Here is a 15,760-nt window from a genome sequence, read left to right as displayed (position 1 = left end):
GGCCAGGCGCGGGCGTGGCCGCCCTGCACGGCCTGCAGGCCGCCGAAGAGGCCCGCGCGGAGTTCGCCGCCCGCTTAAAGCGGTCCTTCGGCGACACCCAGAACCTCCCGGTCGTCTCCCTCCCGGAGCACGGTGAGGCCACCCTGGGCCAACTGATAAGTCAAACCCTGGAGTTCACGCCCAGTGTCTCCGCAGTTCGTCGGGTCGCCCAGCAGAACGGCCTTCGGTTGATAGCCGAGGCCGACGGTGAGCAGCAGACCACGATACTCACCCAGCCCTCGGTGCAGGAGACCCTGACCACCGTGGTGGCGAAGGCCGACGTCGGCGAGGGCGCGGAATTGTACCTGAAGGTGGGCCGGAAGGTCGCACGCGTAGAACGCTGAGAACCGGTTCGGGGAGGTGTGCGCACGCCTCCCCGAACCGGTCGGCGCAGTGTTACTCGGCCGTCGCCGCTTGAGTGGAGCGCCGAGTGAGCAAGGACCGCACGCGCTTCAGGTTCGCGATCGCGCACTAGGTGTGCTGTCCGGGGACGTTGGTGACGCGGCTGGGCCCAACGAACCCCGTGGGGTCTTTTTGAAGGGCCCGGGAGGGGCAAGGTTCAGTGAGCGGTGCCACGGTCGGCTGCGCGAGTCATACCGGATGAGCGGTGGCGGAGTACACGAGTTGCGCGACGGTGCAGCTCCTCTGGCGATGGGGACCTTGGACCGTCTCCTCAGCGCGAGTAGTCCGCGAGGGTGAGTAGCAGGTGTGCCGACTCAGCGCGCACGTGATCGGAATGGGCACCTGCCGGATTGAGGTGGCGCCCGCGAACATACACGTCGGAGGCGTCGATGTTGACGAAACGGTGGTCGAGCGCAGAGTGCGGATACCGCTCGTCCAGTGGCAACAGGGGTGTGGTGAACATGGGCGCTGGGGCCGGACCAATTCCGGAGTGTCCGATGCCGGGTTGCTGCTCGGCCCGCAGGTGCCAAAACCCCGTCGCCCGGTCGTGACGGGAGTAAGTGGCGACGACGGGGCCCCTCAGCGGAGCGCCGTCATGCGCCTTGCTCGGCAGGATGTTCGGAAAGAGCGAGAGGAACGCATCCCGGCTTGCGGCCATCTGGAATAGCAGCATGCTGTCGGCGGTGAACGGGCGGGATGGCGAGTGGTCTGTCACGCTCCAGCCGAGTGTGTCATCAAGGCGGGCATCTGCCGACCATTGGACCGCCTCGCACAGGAAGCGGCAGCCGAAGGAGTGCCCGACGAGGTGGAGGTACTGACCATCTCGGTTGGCGAGCACGGGCGCTGCTCCAGGGTCGGCGCGCTCGGCGTCCAGATAGCCGAGGAGTCGGCCCAGGATGTGGGCGGCGTGGCCTCCTCCGTCGCGTGCGCCCATCGCGTGCGCCCGGTCCCGGATCCTGCGGTAGCCGGTGGGGGTGATCAGGCTGGAAGATGGCCAGCGCACGACGACACACCATGGGTCGAAGCCCTTGGCCGCTAGGGCCGGATACCGGGCCGGAGCTGTCGCACGGACGCCCTGCATCAGAGCCAACAGTCGCTCGGCGGTGCGGTAGGCGGAGTCGGGCGAGGTCTGCCAACCGTGAACATAGACGAATATGTCCGTCGCCCAGACAGGCGGGGCGAGGCGCTCCGCGAAGTAATGGCGCAGCCAGGCCTCGGGCACAGGCTCACCCGTGTCGGCGTCGAGCAGCCAGCCCGTTGCATCCAGGTCAACAACCTCCACGGTGACGACACGGCTCATGCCTCGCCTCCACTTGTCCGATCCAGACGGGCATCCATGCCGCAGTGCAGGCCGTAGGCGAAGCCCAGGGGATTTCGGTATCGGGCGGCGAAGTGCCGGGCCAACTCATGAGTGATCTGGCCAGCGGTCGCCGCCCCGCGAAGGTAGCGGGTGACGAACTCGAGCGCGTATTCGGCGGCAAACGCCTGCGGCATCGCGATTTGCGGCCCGAGCACGCCCTGCGCGCCGTGCTCGATGAGCATGCTCCCAAGGAACGCTCGGTCCGCACTCGCCGCGGAGACTCCGGTGTGGCAGGCGTTGAGTAGGACAAGCGGTCGGAAACAACCGTGCCGGTAGTTGGCCCGTAGCTCACGTACGGTGTGGCCGTCGATGGGGGCGCCGTCGGTGAGCTTGATGACCAGGGTCGGGGGTTCGGGAGGGTTGCCGACGAACTCTCCGTGGCACCAGAAGTACATCAACTGCTCGTCCAGCTCGGGCTTCTCCAGATCGCGGACGAGTTCCTCATAGGTCGTTCGTACGGTGTACTCCGTGCCCGCCGCCAGTGCCTTCGCGACTTCATCCGCACGGGTGGCGCTGCCCACGTGGACGTCGTGGTTCAGGCTGACCGAGGGCCGTTCGTGGGCTGCTCCGGGCGGCCCGATCCACGCGTAGGCATCACTGGTGTGCTCGATCTGATGCCGATGGCCGAGGAAGCGAGTGAAAAGAACCTGCAAGGTTGCAGGCACGGTGGAATCCTCGGTTGTGCACAGCAATGGCCAGGGCAGATGTAGTTCGGAGTCGAACCGTACCCGCAGCCCCTCCTGGGACAGGGCCGAACGTAGGGAGTTGCGGAATATCTTGGTCGGTTCGTCGTCACCGCGCAGCAGAGTGCTGAACAGCAGTGATTCCCCGCTTCGAGCCAGATCGGCCACTATCCGGCGCAGCTCCTCCTCAGGTTCGGCACTGAGGTCCGCGGACGTTGCGTACGGGCGCCGTCGACCCTGTACAGAGCGACCCAGGTCGTCGACCGGCTGGAAGTCAACGAACTGTGTTTTCCACCGGGCACGGAGCCGGGCCGCTGCCCCATGGACCTCATCGGGCGTGGCATGCAAGTCAACCTTATGTTCGGTGCCGTGGAGTGCCGGAACGGCCGATCCTGACATCCGCGCCCTGATCCGGCCTCCGCCGAGGACGTCGAAGCTGACGAGGAGATCGGGAGCCTGCGTCGTCAGGTGCGGCAGGAAGCGGAAGCCGTCGCTGGGGTCCTGAACAATGCGGGTGGTCAATTCACGGGGCATCGGTCAGGCCCTCCCCGTGCGTGGCCGCAGCTGTCTATTCCCCGACCTACTGGGCTTCGTCTCCGTGAAGGACAGGTCGGACTCCACCTGCTGCAAGACGGTGCCTGTGTCGTGATGTACCAGGGTGAACCGGATCCGGTGTGTGCCGGGCTCCAGGGCCGTGAAGCGGAACTGCTCGGATTCGGCGTCTCCGGGGTGGTACATCATCGTGGCGGGTGCAACCTCCGCGCTGCTCAACGGCACTGCCACGATGTCCAGCGGGGGCCGCTCCCCCGGGCGGGCCCATGGATGCTGGGGCTCAGCAATCAGCTTCAGTGTCACGTGTACTGGAGTCCCCACAGTGGGGTTGTCGTCCAAGAGCGTCAGATGCGCGCGGCAGCGTGGCGGTGCCGAAAGCGCCGGAGGTGCCACGTCAATATCAACCACGCTGCCGGCGACTGCATAGGGGACGACTGCATGGGAGGCGACCGCTGCTTCGTAGAAGGCATCCGCGAGGGCAACGATGATCGAGTTGATCGCTGGCCCGTCGGTGAAGAAGTAGTCGGCCATCGTGTTGTGGGCGTCTTGGTTTTCTGCGACTGCCTCCGTGACGGCGGCTTGGAAGTCCTGCGACTCCAGGAACTGCTTCTTAGAGTTCACCTTGGTTTGCTGGACCAGGTTCGGGTCGGCGAGCAGCAGTTGCAAGAGGCCCTGTACGAACTCCCTGATCTGGGAAGCAGCGAACGTTTCGGCGCCGAAGAGGTCGTTCATCTTGTCTATGACGACCTGAAGTGCGACGTACTTCGGATCCTTCTTCGCTCCCGTACCGGCGGCGCTGATGCCCTTCAGCTGCCCGTCGCCCACGAGTGAGATGTCGACCGGGATCGCCTTGTTGTGCTTGACCCCGACCAAAACCACGTCGGAGAGGTCTACGTCGGCCGCCCAAGCGGACTCGGCAATCACCTTCTCCAACAGGCGCAGGAAGATCGAGAGCATCTCCATGTAGGGATCGCCGTAGTCGACGATCTGTGACATGAAGTCGTAGAGCCGTACGTAGGTGGAGACATCCTTTCGGAACAGGTCGAGCTCCTGAAGCTTTACCTGGTCTTCTTCCTCGATCGCCCGCGCGTAGCGGCGCCGGAAGTCGTGCTGCGCCGGGCTGATCGCCGCCGAGAGAGCGTTGTTGCCCTTCCGTGTCACCCACAATTCGGCGACCTTGCGGACGTCGTCCTCGGTGTAGATCCCGGTCTGGGCAAGCTTGTTGGCCAGATGGACGACGACATACGGGTCGGTCTCGGTCTCCAGAGTCGCGTTCTTGAAGTACGGCTCGAAGGCCGTCTTGATGTCCTCGGGCTTGTTGGCGAAGTCGATGACGAACGTCTTACGCTTCTGCTCCCCACCAGCGGTCCGGTGGGTACGGTTGAGACGCGAGAGCGTCTGCACTGCGGTGACCCCCGACAGCTTCTTGTCGACGTACATCGCCGAGAGCAAGGGCTGGTCGAAGCCGGTCTGGAACTTGTTGGCGACCAGCATGATCTTGTACGTGTCGCCCTTGAAGGCGGCCGCCAGATCAGCCCCGGCACCGGGGTTCATATTGGCCTCGGTGAACTCGTCGTCCTTCGATGGTTGCGGACCCCAGTCGCTGTGCCAGGTCTCGTCCTCGGGCATCGTCACCCCGCCCGAAAAAGCGACCAGGGTGCGGTAGTTGTACGAGGCGTCCTCGGCGCGGCGCTTGGCGATGTACGCATCTATCGCCAGCTTGTACTTCACCGCGGACTTGCGCGAGTCGGTCACCACCATCGCCTTCGCCTTGCCTTCGAGGAGGTAGGCGACGTTGGCATGGAAGTGCTCGACGACAATCTGCACCTTCTGGCTGACGTTCGTCGGGTGGAGCTGAACCCACCTCATCAGCCCCTTGCGGGCGGCGGCCTCCTCGACCTCGCCTCCGTCACCGGCCTCGGCCTTGCCGGCGATCTGCAGCGCAGTGTCGTAGGACTGATAGCCCTTGAGTACGTCGAGGATGTAGCCCTCCTCGATCGCCTGCTTCATCGAGTACAGGTGGAACTCGTGCGGCTTCCCGTCGGGCCCCTTGCGGCCGAACAGTTCAAGGGTCTTGTTCTTCGGCGTCGCAGTGAAAGCGAAGTAGGAGATGTTCTCCGATTCGGCCCGCTCGGTCATCTCCGAAGCCAGCACCGACTCCACATCGACCTCGCCGCCCTCCTCGATCTCCTTGACCTCCTCGGCTGTCAGCACCTGCTTCAGCTTCGAGGAGATCTGGCCCGACTGGGAGGAGTGCGCCTCATCGGCGATGACGGCGAATCGCTTGCCCTTCAGGCCGGCGTCGGTCCGGATCTCTTCCAACGCATGCGGGAAGGTCTGCACCGTCACCGCGATGATGAGCTCGCCGTTCTTCAACGCCTGTGCCAGCAGACCCGACTTCGACTTCGCGCCAGCCTTGCGAACGTCCTCGGGGCTGATCGTCGCGACAATCTTCTTGTTCCCGTCGATCTGCCGAATCGCATCCTGCAGCTGGGAGTCGAGCACGGTACGGTCCACGACCACGATGACGGAGTCGAAGACCTTCTTGTCGTCGGCATCATGTAGTCGGGCCAGCCCGTGGGCGGTCCAGGCGATGGTGTTCGTCTTCCCTGACCCGGCCGAGTGCTCGATCAAGTACCGGTGCCCGACACCCTCCTCCTTCACTGCGGCGACAATGCTCGTGACGGCCTCCCACTGGTGGAAGCGCGGGAAGAGCATGCTCGTACGTCGCACGGAGGTGCCGGTGGTGACGTCCCACTCCTCCTTGGTCTGCACGATCATCAGCCGCCCGATGACGTTCAGCCAAGCGTGCTTCTCCCAGACGCGTTCCCATAGGTACGCCGTCGCCGACCCATCGTCCGCGCCAGGCGGGTTGCCGGCACCACTGTCGAAGCCGATGTTGAACGGAAGGAAGTGGGTCTTGTCCCCCTCCAGCTTCGTGGTCATGGCCGCTAGGCCGTTGGAGACCGCGAAGTGCACCAGCGCCCGGTGACCGAACGACAGCAGCGGCTCCGGGCGCCCGTTCGTCAGCGGGTTGCGGTCATGCTTGTACTGGTTGATCGCCTCGTCCAGCGACTGGGTGAAGTCGGTCTTCAGCTCCACCGTGGCCACCGGGAGCCCGTTGACGAAGAACACCAGATCGATGGTGCGCTGGTCGGCAGTCGAGAAGTGCACCTGCCGCACCACCCGCACCCGCATCGACTCGTAATGCGACACGGTGGTTGAGTTGAGCGAGGTCTCGGGACGAAACTGCGCCATCTTCAACCGGCCGCCACCGATGTACTGGACCCCGTTGCGCAGGATGTTCAGCGTCCCGCCACCATGTTCCAGGGGCTTGTCCAACGCTGCGGCCAGCACGTCAAGAAACTTCGCCTGCGACCCCGCCGCCTTCAGCGCCTTCTCGTACGCCGGCTTCTGCGTCGCCTCCAGCCACGCGAACAGATCCGCCGGGAACAGCGCCCGCTCGCGGTCGTACTCGCCGCCGTCGTGATCGTTCACCGAGTACAGCCAGCCGCGTGCCTCGAGGTACTCGCAGATCTCCTTCTCGAAGACCGCCTCGTTGTGGTCGGCCATTACGCCGCCTCTCGTACGTCGATCTGTCCTGTCACGGCCGCCGTGATCAGTGCCGATCGGCGTTCCTTTGAGAGTTCGATGAACCGTGCGGCCTCTTCGATGAGCATGTCGATTTTCGAGGTCTCCTCGTCCAGGCATTCGACGATGCGGCGCTGCTCGTCGAGCGGTGGAAGTGGGATGCGGAAGGCTTTCAGATCTCCCATGCCGATGGTTCGGATGGTTGATCCGTTCTGGAACGAGTCGAAGAAGGGTTGCATCGCATCTTCAAACAAAACCCAGAGGTACTCGGGGTCCAGATCTGGTCCGCATACCCATGCCGCGAAGTGTTGCGACGTCGCCATCGGAACACCCATGATCGCCGTACGCCCGACAGTCGCGTCTCGTGAGAGGACGACAGTTCGTGCCGGGAGAAGACGGGCGGAGCTGTTGGCAATCCCGGCATCACTGATGCGCTGAGCCGTGTCGTGCAGGTATTTAACGCCCCGTATCATCCCAACATCGTGGAGGCTTACCCACGGGATATGACAGTCCTGCCACCAGTCCTCGCGCGAGCGGCTCGGTGTATGTCCGCTTTCAAGTTCAGCGACTGAGGTGAGCGGGACAACGCGCCAGTGTGCTGGCAGTTTCTTTGCCCAGGGAAGAGGGCTCTCGACTTCTTCGGTCTGAGCCGTTCCATGCAAGGCGACGCTGACACGGAGCGCAAACCGCCGCTCGCGGAGCATCTCGATTAGCCGCTGCTGCTCCTCGATGAGTGTGTCGATGCGGGACGTCTCGCGGTCGAGGTAGTCGGCGATGGCGCGCTGTTCTTCCAGCGGCGGCACTGGGATCGCCATGCTGAGGAAGACGTCAGGGTAGATCCGAAGGCGCGACGACCAGATGCCGCGGGAGAGGCGAGTCATCTCCATCACGTACGGCGTCGATCGGTAGAGGTAGTCGTAAAACCCAGGACAGAAGGCTGCGTTCGGACGCGGCCTGTACACACCGTACGCAGGGCTCACGATGCCAGCCTGCTTCGAGACGCCGAGCGCCCCCATCCACGCCCACATCGTATTAATGACGAGATCGCCCGCCTCCACGAGGCGGTAGCCATCGAGGCTCTCCGCAGCAGTCATCGTCACGTTCTTCTCTGACCTCGGGGTGATCCCAGTCAGATGCGACACGCTGAGAAGTTCCTCTGTGCCTTCGGGCGAGACAGACAGCGACTCTGCCAGGAGTTCTTTGTTTCTACTCCAGCGCCAGTGGGATGGGACGTTGCCGGCCCAAGCCTGCTCAAGATCAAACTGTGCTCGTGTCATCCCTCAACCTCCCGCAGCAGATCGAGGATCTTGGCAACCTGCTTCTCCAGGTCGGCGTCGATCTCCGCGAGCGGACGAGGCGGAACGTACTTGTAGAAGTGCCGCGTGAAGGGGATCTCGTAACCCGTCTTGGTCTTGGCCCAGTCGATCCAGGCGTCGGGAACGTGCGGCTTCACCTCCGCATCGAAGTACGCCTGGATGACTTCGCGCTCCGCCGCCGCGCCGGCGGTCGAGCCGCCGTAGGTGAAGGGCACGTTCTCCGTGTCGCGCTTCTTCGAATCGGGCTTCGGTTCGCCCTTGCGGTTGACGACAGGGTTCCCGCCCTCGTCCAGCAGGGGGCGCTCGACGGTGACCGTCCAGTAGCCGAACTCGTCGTTGCGCAGCACCTTGGAGAGCTCGGGATCGGCGTCCTCGAAGTCGTCGTACAGCCGCAGGACCTCGGCGCGGTCGGCGTCGCTGATCTCGCGTCCCTTGGCGCCGAGGTTCTTGCGCATCTTGGTCCAGAACGACGTGCCGTCGATCAGCTGCACCTTGCCCTGGCGGTCGGCGTGCTTGGTGTTGTCCAGAATCCAGATGTAGGTGGCGATGCCGGTGTTGAAGAACATGTTGGTCGGCAGGGCGACGATCGCCTCGACGAGGTCGTTCTCCAGCAGCCACCGGCGGATGTTGGAAGGGCCGGATTCGGCGGCGCCGTTGAAGAGCGGAGAGCCGTTCATGACGATGCCGACGCGGCCGCCACCATCCTCGGGCGCGCGCATTTTGTGGGCCAGGTGGAGCAGGAAGAGCATCTGCCCGTCGGAAGTCGCGGGGAGGCCCGGCGCGAAGCGGCCGTAGGGGCCGGCGGAGTCGCGCTCCTCCTTGACCGCCTTGGCGTACTGCTTCCAGTCCACACCGTAGGGCGGGTTGGACATGCAGTAGTCGAACTGGCGGCCCTTGAAGGCGTCGTCGGTGAGCGTGTTACCGAAGGCGATGTTGGTCGCGTCGTGGCCCTTGGCAAGCAGGTCGGACTTGCAGATGGCGTACGACTGCGGGTTGTACTCCTGACCGTACAGGCCCAGCTTCGCGTTGGGGTTCCCTGCGAGCAGGTGCTCCTCTGCCAGGGAGAGCATGCCGCCGGTGCCAGCGGTGGGGTCGTACAGCGTTCGGATGATGCCGCCCTCGGTGAGGTCGACGTCCTTCTCCGCGAAGAGCAGGTCGACCAGCAGCCGGATCGCATCGCGCGGCGTGTAGTGGTCGCCGGAGGTCTCGTTCGCTGCCTCGTTGAACTTGCGGATGATGTATTCGAAGGCGTCGCCCATGTCGGAGTTCGACACCACATCAGGGTGGAGGTCGACCTTGCCGAAGGACTTGACGATCTCGCGTAGGAGCCCGGCCTTCTCCAGAGCCAGGATCTCCTTCTTGAAGTCGAAGTACTCGAACACGTCCACATCGCTGGAGAACCGGTCGATGTAGTCGGCAAGATTGTCCGCCAGCCCGTCCGCGTCGGCTAGCAGGTTCGCGAACGAGTAGTTGGAGGTGTTGTAGAAGGTCCGCCCCGTGGCCTTCTTAACCTCGACCTTGAGCCGGTTCGGGTTCTCGAACTTCGCTGCCAGCTCTCGCACCGTCGCCTGATCGGGCTCAAGGATGCAGTCGAGCCGCCGCAGGATCGTAAACGGGAGGACCACGGTCCCGTACTGGTTGGGGCGATAGGGGCCCCGAAGTTGGTCAGCGATAGACCAGATGAAGCTACCGAGCGCGCTCACAAGTTCCTCACGAGAATCGTCTTGCAGTGCCGATCACTTTGCCAGAGCCAGCAGTCGCCGTCCCACGGTTCGGCCACTCACCAGAGCAGAACCCAGCACCGGCGCCGCATCCACGTCCCAGCACAATTCCAGCACGGTACGGATGACCAGGGATGACGACAGGTGACGAGGGGTCAGCTATCCCAGCACCATCCCAGCACGGGAAAAACTAAGGGCCCGACCCCGAAGAGCCGGACCCTCTCTGACCTGCACGTTTGCCAGATCAGCGAAGTGGTGCTAAGTCACCCGCTACACGTTGAAGCGGAACTCCACCACATCGCCGTCCTGCATGATGTAGTCCTTGCCCTCCATGCGGGCCTTGCCGGCGGCGCGGGCCTCGGCGACGGAGCCGGTTTCGACGAGGTCGGCGAAGGAGATGACCTCGGCCTTGATGAAGCCCTTCTGGAAGTCGGTGTGGATCACACCGGCGGCCTCGGGGGCGGTGGCGCCCTTCTTGATCGTCCAGGCGCGGGACTCCTTGGGACCGGCGGTCAGGTAGGTCTGCAGGCCCAGGGTGCGGAAGCCGACGTGGGCGAGGGTGGCCAGGCCCGGCTCCTCCTGGCCGACGGACTGGAGGAGCTCCAGGGCCTCCTCGTCGTCCAGCTCGGCCAGATCGGCCTCCAGCTTGGCGTTGAGGAAGATCGCCTCGGCGGGGGCGACCAGGGCGCGCTGCTCGTTCTTGAAGTCCTCGTCGGTGAGCTCTTCCTCGTCGACGTTGAAGACGTAGAGGAAGGGCTTGGTGGTGAGGAGGTGGAGGTCGTGCAGCAGCTCGGTCTTCTCGGTGCCCTGGACGTAGCCGGCGGCGAAGAGGGTGCGGCCCTCCTCCAGGATGGCCTTGGCCTCCTCGACGGCCTTGACCTTGGGGGCCACGTCCTTCTTGATGCGCGACTCCTTCTGGAGGCGCGGCAGCACCTTTTCGATGGTCTGGAGGTCGGCGAGGATCAGCTCGGTGTTGATGGTCTCGATGTCGCTCTTGGGCGAGACCTTGCCATCGACGTGGACGACGTTCTCGTCCTTGAAGGCGCGGATGACCTGGCAGATCGCGTCGGACTCGCGGATGTTGGCGAGGAACTTGTTGCCCAGGCCCTCGCCCTCGGAGGCGCCCCGGACGATGCCGGCGATGTCGACGAAGTCGACGGTGGCCGGCAGCAGCCGCGCGGAGCCGAAGATCTCGGCGAGCCTGGTGAGGCGGGGGTCGGGGACGCCGACCACGCCGACGTTCGGCTCGATGGTGGCGAACGGGTAGTTGGCCGCCAGCACGTCGTTCTTGGTCAGGGCGTTGAACAGGGTCGACTTGCCGACATTGGGCAGACCGACGATTCCGATCGTGAGCGACACGGTGGCGACTTCCCGGAGCTGGTGGTGGGCGAAGGGCGGGCCGCTCACCGGTCCGGGCCGGCGGACCGGGCCCGGCCGGGGACGGCCGATCCACCAGTCTACTGGGCGAGCCCCACCGGACCGGGCGGCCCGGACGCGGCCCCGGGGAGGGCGCCCGGCGTCCCGCGCACTCCCCCGACGTGCGCCGGGCCGCCTAACGGTGCCCCCAAGGGGGGTCAAACCGCGTGTCTCATGACCAATTAATCCCACTTAGCGGCCTACCGTGGCGGCGTGGAGCAACATGTCGAGCAACCCCAAGCGCGCACGTCCCCGCACGGCCGGCCGCGGAGCGGCGGCCCCGACACGGACACCCGGCTCCCGCGCCCCGCGGAGGCCGTGGCCCCCGATCCCGACGACGCCTTCCTGTCCGCGATGCGGGCCTCCGGCTATGCCTCCGTACCGTCCGGCACCGAGGTCACGGCCCGCGGCTACGCCCCCGGGCCGGCGGAGCACCGGGCACCGGCCCGGCCGTCGGCCGCGAGGCCGGAAACGGGAACGGAGCCGGGGGCGGGCGAGTGGATGCCGCGCCCGGCTCCCTCGCCGCCGGCCGACGGCGAGGAGGTCGCGGCCGTCTACCGCGCCGGCCCGCGGCGCCCCCCGGCGCCCGGGCTGCTCCGCCGGATGCCGGCCGCCAAGCTCACCGGCCTGGGCTGCGGGCTGCTGGCCACCGCCGCGCTGCTGCTCTTCGGTTTCCTGGACCGCTGGCTGCTGGACGGGGCGCAGGGCGCGTACGGGGCGTTCTTCCTGCTGGTCGGCGTGGCGGCCGGGGCGTGGGTGCGGCCCTTGGACCTGGCGGCCGCGCCGGTCGCGCTGCCGATCGCGTTCGCTCTCGGCACGCTGCCGGTGCAGCACGGTCCGACGGGCTTCCCCGGGCTGCTGGTCGGCGTCTTCACCGTCCTCGCGCTGAACGCCGGCTGGCTCTACGGGGGCACGCTGATCTGCGCGCTGCTGGTGCTGGTCCGCAAGGCGCTGCTCATCGCCGGCGGTCGGGCCAGCCGACCGGTGAGTCGACAACGGCGTCCCGGGCCCGGTCGGCGGGCGGCGTCCCCTCGACCGGGCGGGTCCGGGCCGCGGTCCCCGGAGCACTCCCGGGCCGGGGGCCGTCCGCGGCGGGTGGCGCGCCTGTAGGCGGCCCGGCCCCCACGGCTCCGGCGGAGCCGGGGGTGCCCGCCCCGCCCGCCCCGGAGACGTGGGCGGCCATCGCGGCGCCCACGATCCCCGCGTCGTTCTGCAGCCGCGCCGGGACGATCTCGGCCCTGATGCCCTCGATCAGCGGCAGGAACTTCTCCGCCTTGCGGCTCACCCCGCCGCCGATCACGAACAGTCCGGGCGAGAACAGCATCTCGACGTGCGCGAGGTACTTGCGGACCCGGTTCGCCCACTGCTGCCAGTTGAGGTCCTCGTCCTCCTTGGCCTTGGTGGAGGCGCGCTTCTCGGCTTCGTGGCCGTGCAGCTCCAGGTGGCCCAGCTCGGTGTTGGGGACGAGCCGGCCGTCGGTGAAGACGGCGCTGCCGATACCGGTGCCGAAGGTGAGGACGACGACCGTGCCGGCGCGGCCGCGGCCGGCACCGAACCGCATCTCGGCCAGGCCGGCCGCGTCCGCGTCGTTGAGCAGGGTGACCGGGCGGCCGCCGAGCCGGCCGGTGAGCAGCGCGGCGGCGTCCGTGCCGATCCAGCGTCTGTCGACGTTGGCGGCCGTGCGGGTGACCCCGCCGGTGACCACGCCGGGGAACGTCGCACCGACCGGGCCGGGCCACCCGAAGTGGTCCACGACCTCCTTGACGCAGTCGGCGACCGCCTCGGGGGTGGCCGGATGTGGGGTCAGCACCTTGTAGCGCTTGTCGGTCAGCTCGCCGCGCTCCAGATCGACCGGCCCGCCCTTGATGCCCGATCCGCCGATGTCCACACCGAAGACCCTCATGGGAAAAGGCTAGGCACGAACGCCGCCCGCCGCTCCCGGTATGGGGAGAGACGGCGGGCGGGGTGCCGGTGGTCGTGCCTCGGCGGCGGGGTCAGTCCTCGACGGCGGAGCGGGCCTCGGCGCGGAGGTCGCGGCGGAGCTCCTTGGGGAGCGAGAAGGCGATGGACTCCTCGGCGGCGGTGATCGTCTCGACGTCCTCGTAGCCGCGGGCGGCGAGCCATTCGAGGACGCCGTCGACGAGGATCTCGGGGACGGAGGCGCCGGAGGTGACGCCGACGGTGCCGACGCCGTCCAGCCAGCTCTCGTCGATCTCCTCGGCGTAGTCGACGAGGTACGAGGACCGGGCGCCGGCGCCGAGGGCGACCTCCACCAGGCGCTTGGAGTTCGAGGAGTTGCGGGAGCCGACGACGATCACGAGGTCGGCCTGGGCGCCCATCTGCTTGACGGCCTGCTGGCGGTTCTGGGTGGCGTAGCAGATGTCGTCGCTGGGCGGCGAGAGGAGGTTGGGGAAGCGGCCCTGGAGGGCGTCGACGGTCTCCATGGTCTCGTCCACGGAGAGCGTGGTCTGGGAGAGCCAGACGACCTTGTCCGGGTCGCGCACCTCGACGTTCGCGACGTCCTTGGGGCCGTCGACCAGCTGGATGTGCTCGGGGGCCTCGCCGCTGGTGCCGATGACCTCCTCGTGGCCCTCGTGGCCGATCAGGAGGATGTCGTAGTCCTCCTTGGCGTAGCGGACGGCTTCCTTGTGGACCTTGGTGACCAGGGGGCAGGTCGCGTCGATGGTGGCGAGCCTGCCGCGCTCGGCCTCCTCGTGGACGACGGGGGCGACGCCGTGCGCGGAGAAGATCACGATGTTGCCCTCGGGGACCTCCTCCGTCTCCTCGACGAAGATGGCGCCCTTCTTCTCCAGGGTCTTCACGACGTACTTGTTGTGGACGATCTCGTGGCGCACGTAAACGGGAGCGCCGTACTGTTCCAGGGCTTTCTCGACGGCGATCACCGCGCGGTCCACACCCGCGCAGTAGCCGCGCGGGGCGGCGAGGAGGACCTTGCGGCTGGGCTGCGGACCGGGAGTAGCAGACATGGGTCCCATCGTACGGCCGGTGCCGGGCGCGGGGCGCCCGGCACCGGTGGCCCAGACTGGTGGGGAGCACGTGAGGAGGCGGGATGCCCGAAACAGTCGGCGCGGCCGTGGGCGACGAGGCGGACAGCGGCACCGGGGAACTACGCCGGACGCTGTCGTTCCGGGATCTGGTCGTCTACGGGCTGCTGTTCATCGCGCCGATGGCGCCGGTGGGCATCTTCGGCACCCTCCAGGCCACCTCGCACGGCGCGATCACGGTCGTCTACGTGGTCGCCACGGTGGCGATGGCGTTCACGGCGTACTCCTATGCGCAGATGGTGCGGGTCGTCCCCAGGGCCGGGTCGGTGTACGCGTACGCCCGGGCCGGCCTGGGCGAGGGCGCGGGGTTCGTCGCCGGGTGGCTGGCGATGCTGGACTACCTGCTGATCCCCGCGGTGGCCTACCTCTTCTCCGGCATCGCGCTGCACGCCCTGGTGCCGCAGGTGCACCAGTGGGTGTGGACGGCGGCCGCGGTGGTGGTCACCACGCTGCTGAACCTCCGGGGGGTGCGGGCCGCGGCGGTGGTCGGGTTCGCGGTGCTGGCCCTGGAGATCGCGGCGCTGGTGGTCTTCGTGGTGGCGGCGGGATGGGCGCTGGCCGTGCACGGGGCGCAGCGCGGCTGGGCGGCGCCGCTGACCGGCGAGGGCGGCTTCTCGCTCGACGCGGTGCTGGCGGCGGTGTCGGTGGCGGTGCTGTCGTATCTGGGCTTCGACGCGATCGCCTCGTTCGCGGAGGAGGCTTCCGGAGGTTCGCGGCGGGTGGCTCGGGCCGTGGTGACGTGCCTGGTGGTGGCGGGGACGCTGTTCGCCGTGCAGACGTACCTGGCGGCGCTGTTGGCCCCGATGAGCGCCGCCGAGCTGGCCGCGAAACCGGGTGAGCAGGGGGCCGCCTTCTATACGACGGTGGACGTCGCGGTGGGCGGCTGGCTGCACGATCTGGTGGCGGTGAGCAAGGCGGTCGGGGCGGCGTTCGCGGCGCTGGCCGGGCAGGCCGCAGCCGGGCGACTGCTGTTCGCGATGGCCCGGGACCGGCGGCTGCCGGGGGCGCTGGCGAAGGTGGACCCGGGCAGCGGGGTGCCGCGCCGGGCGCTGCTGGGGGCGGCGCTGGTGACGCTGGTGGCGGCGGTCTGGGCGGCGACCCGGGACGACGGTCTGGACCGGCTGTCGTCGATCGTGAACGTCGGCGCGCTGAGCGCGTTCGCCCTGCTGCACGCCTCGGTGATCGGATGGTTCCGGATCCGCCGGCAGGCCGCGGCGCCGAGTGTGCTGCGGCATGTGGTGGTACCGCTGGCCGGGTTGGCGGTGGTGATCGCGGCGATCGTCGAGGCGTCGCCGACCGCGCAGGCCGTGGGCGGTGCCTGGCTGCTGGTGGGACTGGTGGTGCTGGCGGTACGGAAATTCGGCTCGTCCGGAGATTCCGGCTCGCCAGTAGGCCCCGGCTCGTCGGTCGGCCCCGGCCCGTCCGTCGGCCCCGGCCCGTCCGTCGGCCCCGGCCCGTCCGGAGATTCCGGCTCGTCCGGGGAGTCCCGCCCGCCCCGCGATTGAGGGCCGGGGGCGCAAGGGCCCGGTGGCAGCGGCGCGCGGGGCGGCGCCGCACGCGGCAGCGGCGGCGGGGACCGGCCACGCGACGAGCGGCCCACTGCCACCCGGCGCCC

Annotated in this window: 10 protein-coding genes and 1 pseudogene; 3 read left to right on the top strand and 8 right to left on the bottom strand. The window is 67.5% G+C overall.

Features of this window, described 5'->3' with window-relative positions; all coding sequences use genetic code 11:
• Window positions 1-14 precede the first annotated feature (14 nt).
• Window positions 15-383, top strand: a complete 369-nt coding sequence (locus tag K2224_RS11530; RefSeq protein WP_221909973.1) for a hypothetical protein — start codon at window positions 15-17, stop codon at window positions 381-383.
• Between the two features lie 329 nt (window positions 384-712).
• Here the strand turns inward: K2224_RS11530 and K2224_RS11525 are convergent, their stop codons facing one another.
• The 6 genes from K2224_RS11525 to ychF form a co-directional block, all read right to left on the bottom strand.
• Window positions 713-1,741, bottom strand: a complete 1,029-nt coding sequence (locus tag K2224_RS11525) for a hypothetical protein (RefSeq protein ID WP_221906473.1) — start codon at window positions 1,739-1,741, stop codon at window positions 713-715.
• Window positions 1,738-3,018, bottom strand: coding sequence for a CHAT domain-containing protein (locus K2224_RS11520; RefSeq protein WP_221906472.1), 1,281 nt, complete (start codon window positions 3,016-3,018; stop codon window positions 1,738-1,740). Before K2224_RS11520 ends, K2224_RS11525 begins: the two co-directional genes overlap by 4 nt.
• 3 nt (window positions 3,019-3,021) lie before the next feature.
• Window positions 3,022-6,609, bottom strand: a complete 3,588-nt coding sequence (locus K2224_RS11515) for a type I restriction endonuclease subunit R (protein ID WP_260692530.1) — start codon at window positions 6,607-6,609, stop codon at window positions 3,022-3,024.
• Entirely contained in the window at window positions 6,609-7,904 is a 1,296-nt protein-coding gene (locus K2224_RS11510) for a restriction endonuclease subunit S (RefSeq protein WP_221906471.1), read from the bottom strand. Before K2224_RS11510 ends, K2224_RS11515 begins: the two co-directional genes overlap by 1 nt.
• Window positions 7,901-9,646 carry a class I SAM-dependent DNA methyltransferase gene (locus tag K2224_RS11505; RefSeq protein ID WP_221906470.1) on the bottom strand — a complete coding sequence of 582 codons (1,746 nt, stop codon included), beginning with the start codon at window positions 9,644-9,646 and terminating at the stop codon, window positions 7,901-7,903. The genes K2224_RS11510 and K2224_RS11505 overlap by 4 nt, the downstream gene beginning before the upstream one ends.
• Before the next feature lie 288 nt (window positions 9,647-9,934).
• Window positions 9,935-11,023, bottom strand: coding sequence for a redox-regulated ATPase YchF (gene ychF / locus K2224_RS11500; protein WP_221906469.1), 1,089 nt, complete (start codon window positions 11,021-11,023; stop codon window positions 9,935-9,937).
• 270 nt (window positions 11,024-11,293) lie between these two features.
• Between ychF and K2224_RS40380 the strand changes: the two genes are divergently transcribed.
• On the top strand, window positions 11,294-12,190 hold the full coding sequence (locus tag K2224_RS40380; protein ID WP_260692529.1) for a DUF6542 domain-containing protein: 897 nt from the start codon (window positions 11,294-11,296) through the stop codon (window positions 12,188-12,190).
• Window positions 12,191-12,239: 49 nt separating this feature from the next.
• Here the strand turns inward: K2224_RS40380 and ppgK are convergent.
• A pseudogene (gene ppgK / locus K2224_RS11495) lies at window positions 12,240-12,983 on the bottom strand (polyphosphate--glucose phosphotransferase); the annotation flags it as partial.
• A 91-nt stretch (window positions 12,984-13,074) separates the two neighbouring features.
• The gene (locus tag K2224_RS11490; RefSeq protein WP_221906467.1) at window positions 13,075-14,076 is read right to left on the bottom strand and encodes a 4-hydroxy-3-methylbut-2-enyl diphosphate reductase; all 1,002 of its coding nucleotides are present in this window, start codon (window positions 14,074-14,076) and stop codon (window positions 13,075-13,077) included.
• A gap of 74 nt (window positions 14,077-14,150) precedes the next feature.
• Between K2224_RS11490 and K2224_RS11485 the strand changes: the two genes are divergently transcribed.
• A complete protein-coding gene (locus K2224_RS11485) occupies window positions 14,151-15,650 on the top strand; it encodes an APC family permease (RefSeq protein WP_221906466.1) in 1,500 nt (499 codons plus the stop codon).
• Window positions 15,651-15,760: the final 110 nt, after the last annotated feature.

Source organism: Streptomyces sp. BHT-5-2 (assembly GCF_019774615.1).
Taxonomy (GTDB): domain Bacteria; phylum Actinomycetota; class Actinomycetes; order Streptomycetales; family Streptomycetaceae; genus Streptomyces.
Note: the sequence above shows the minus strand (reverse complement) of the source record. Positions and strands in the feature narration are given on the sequence as shown.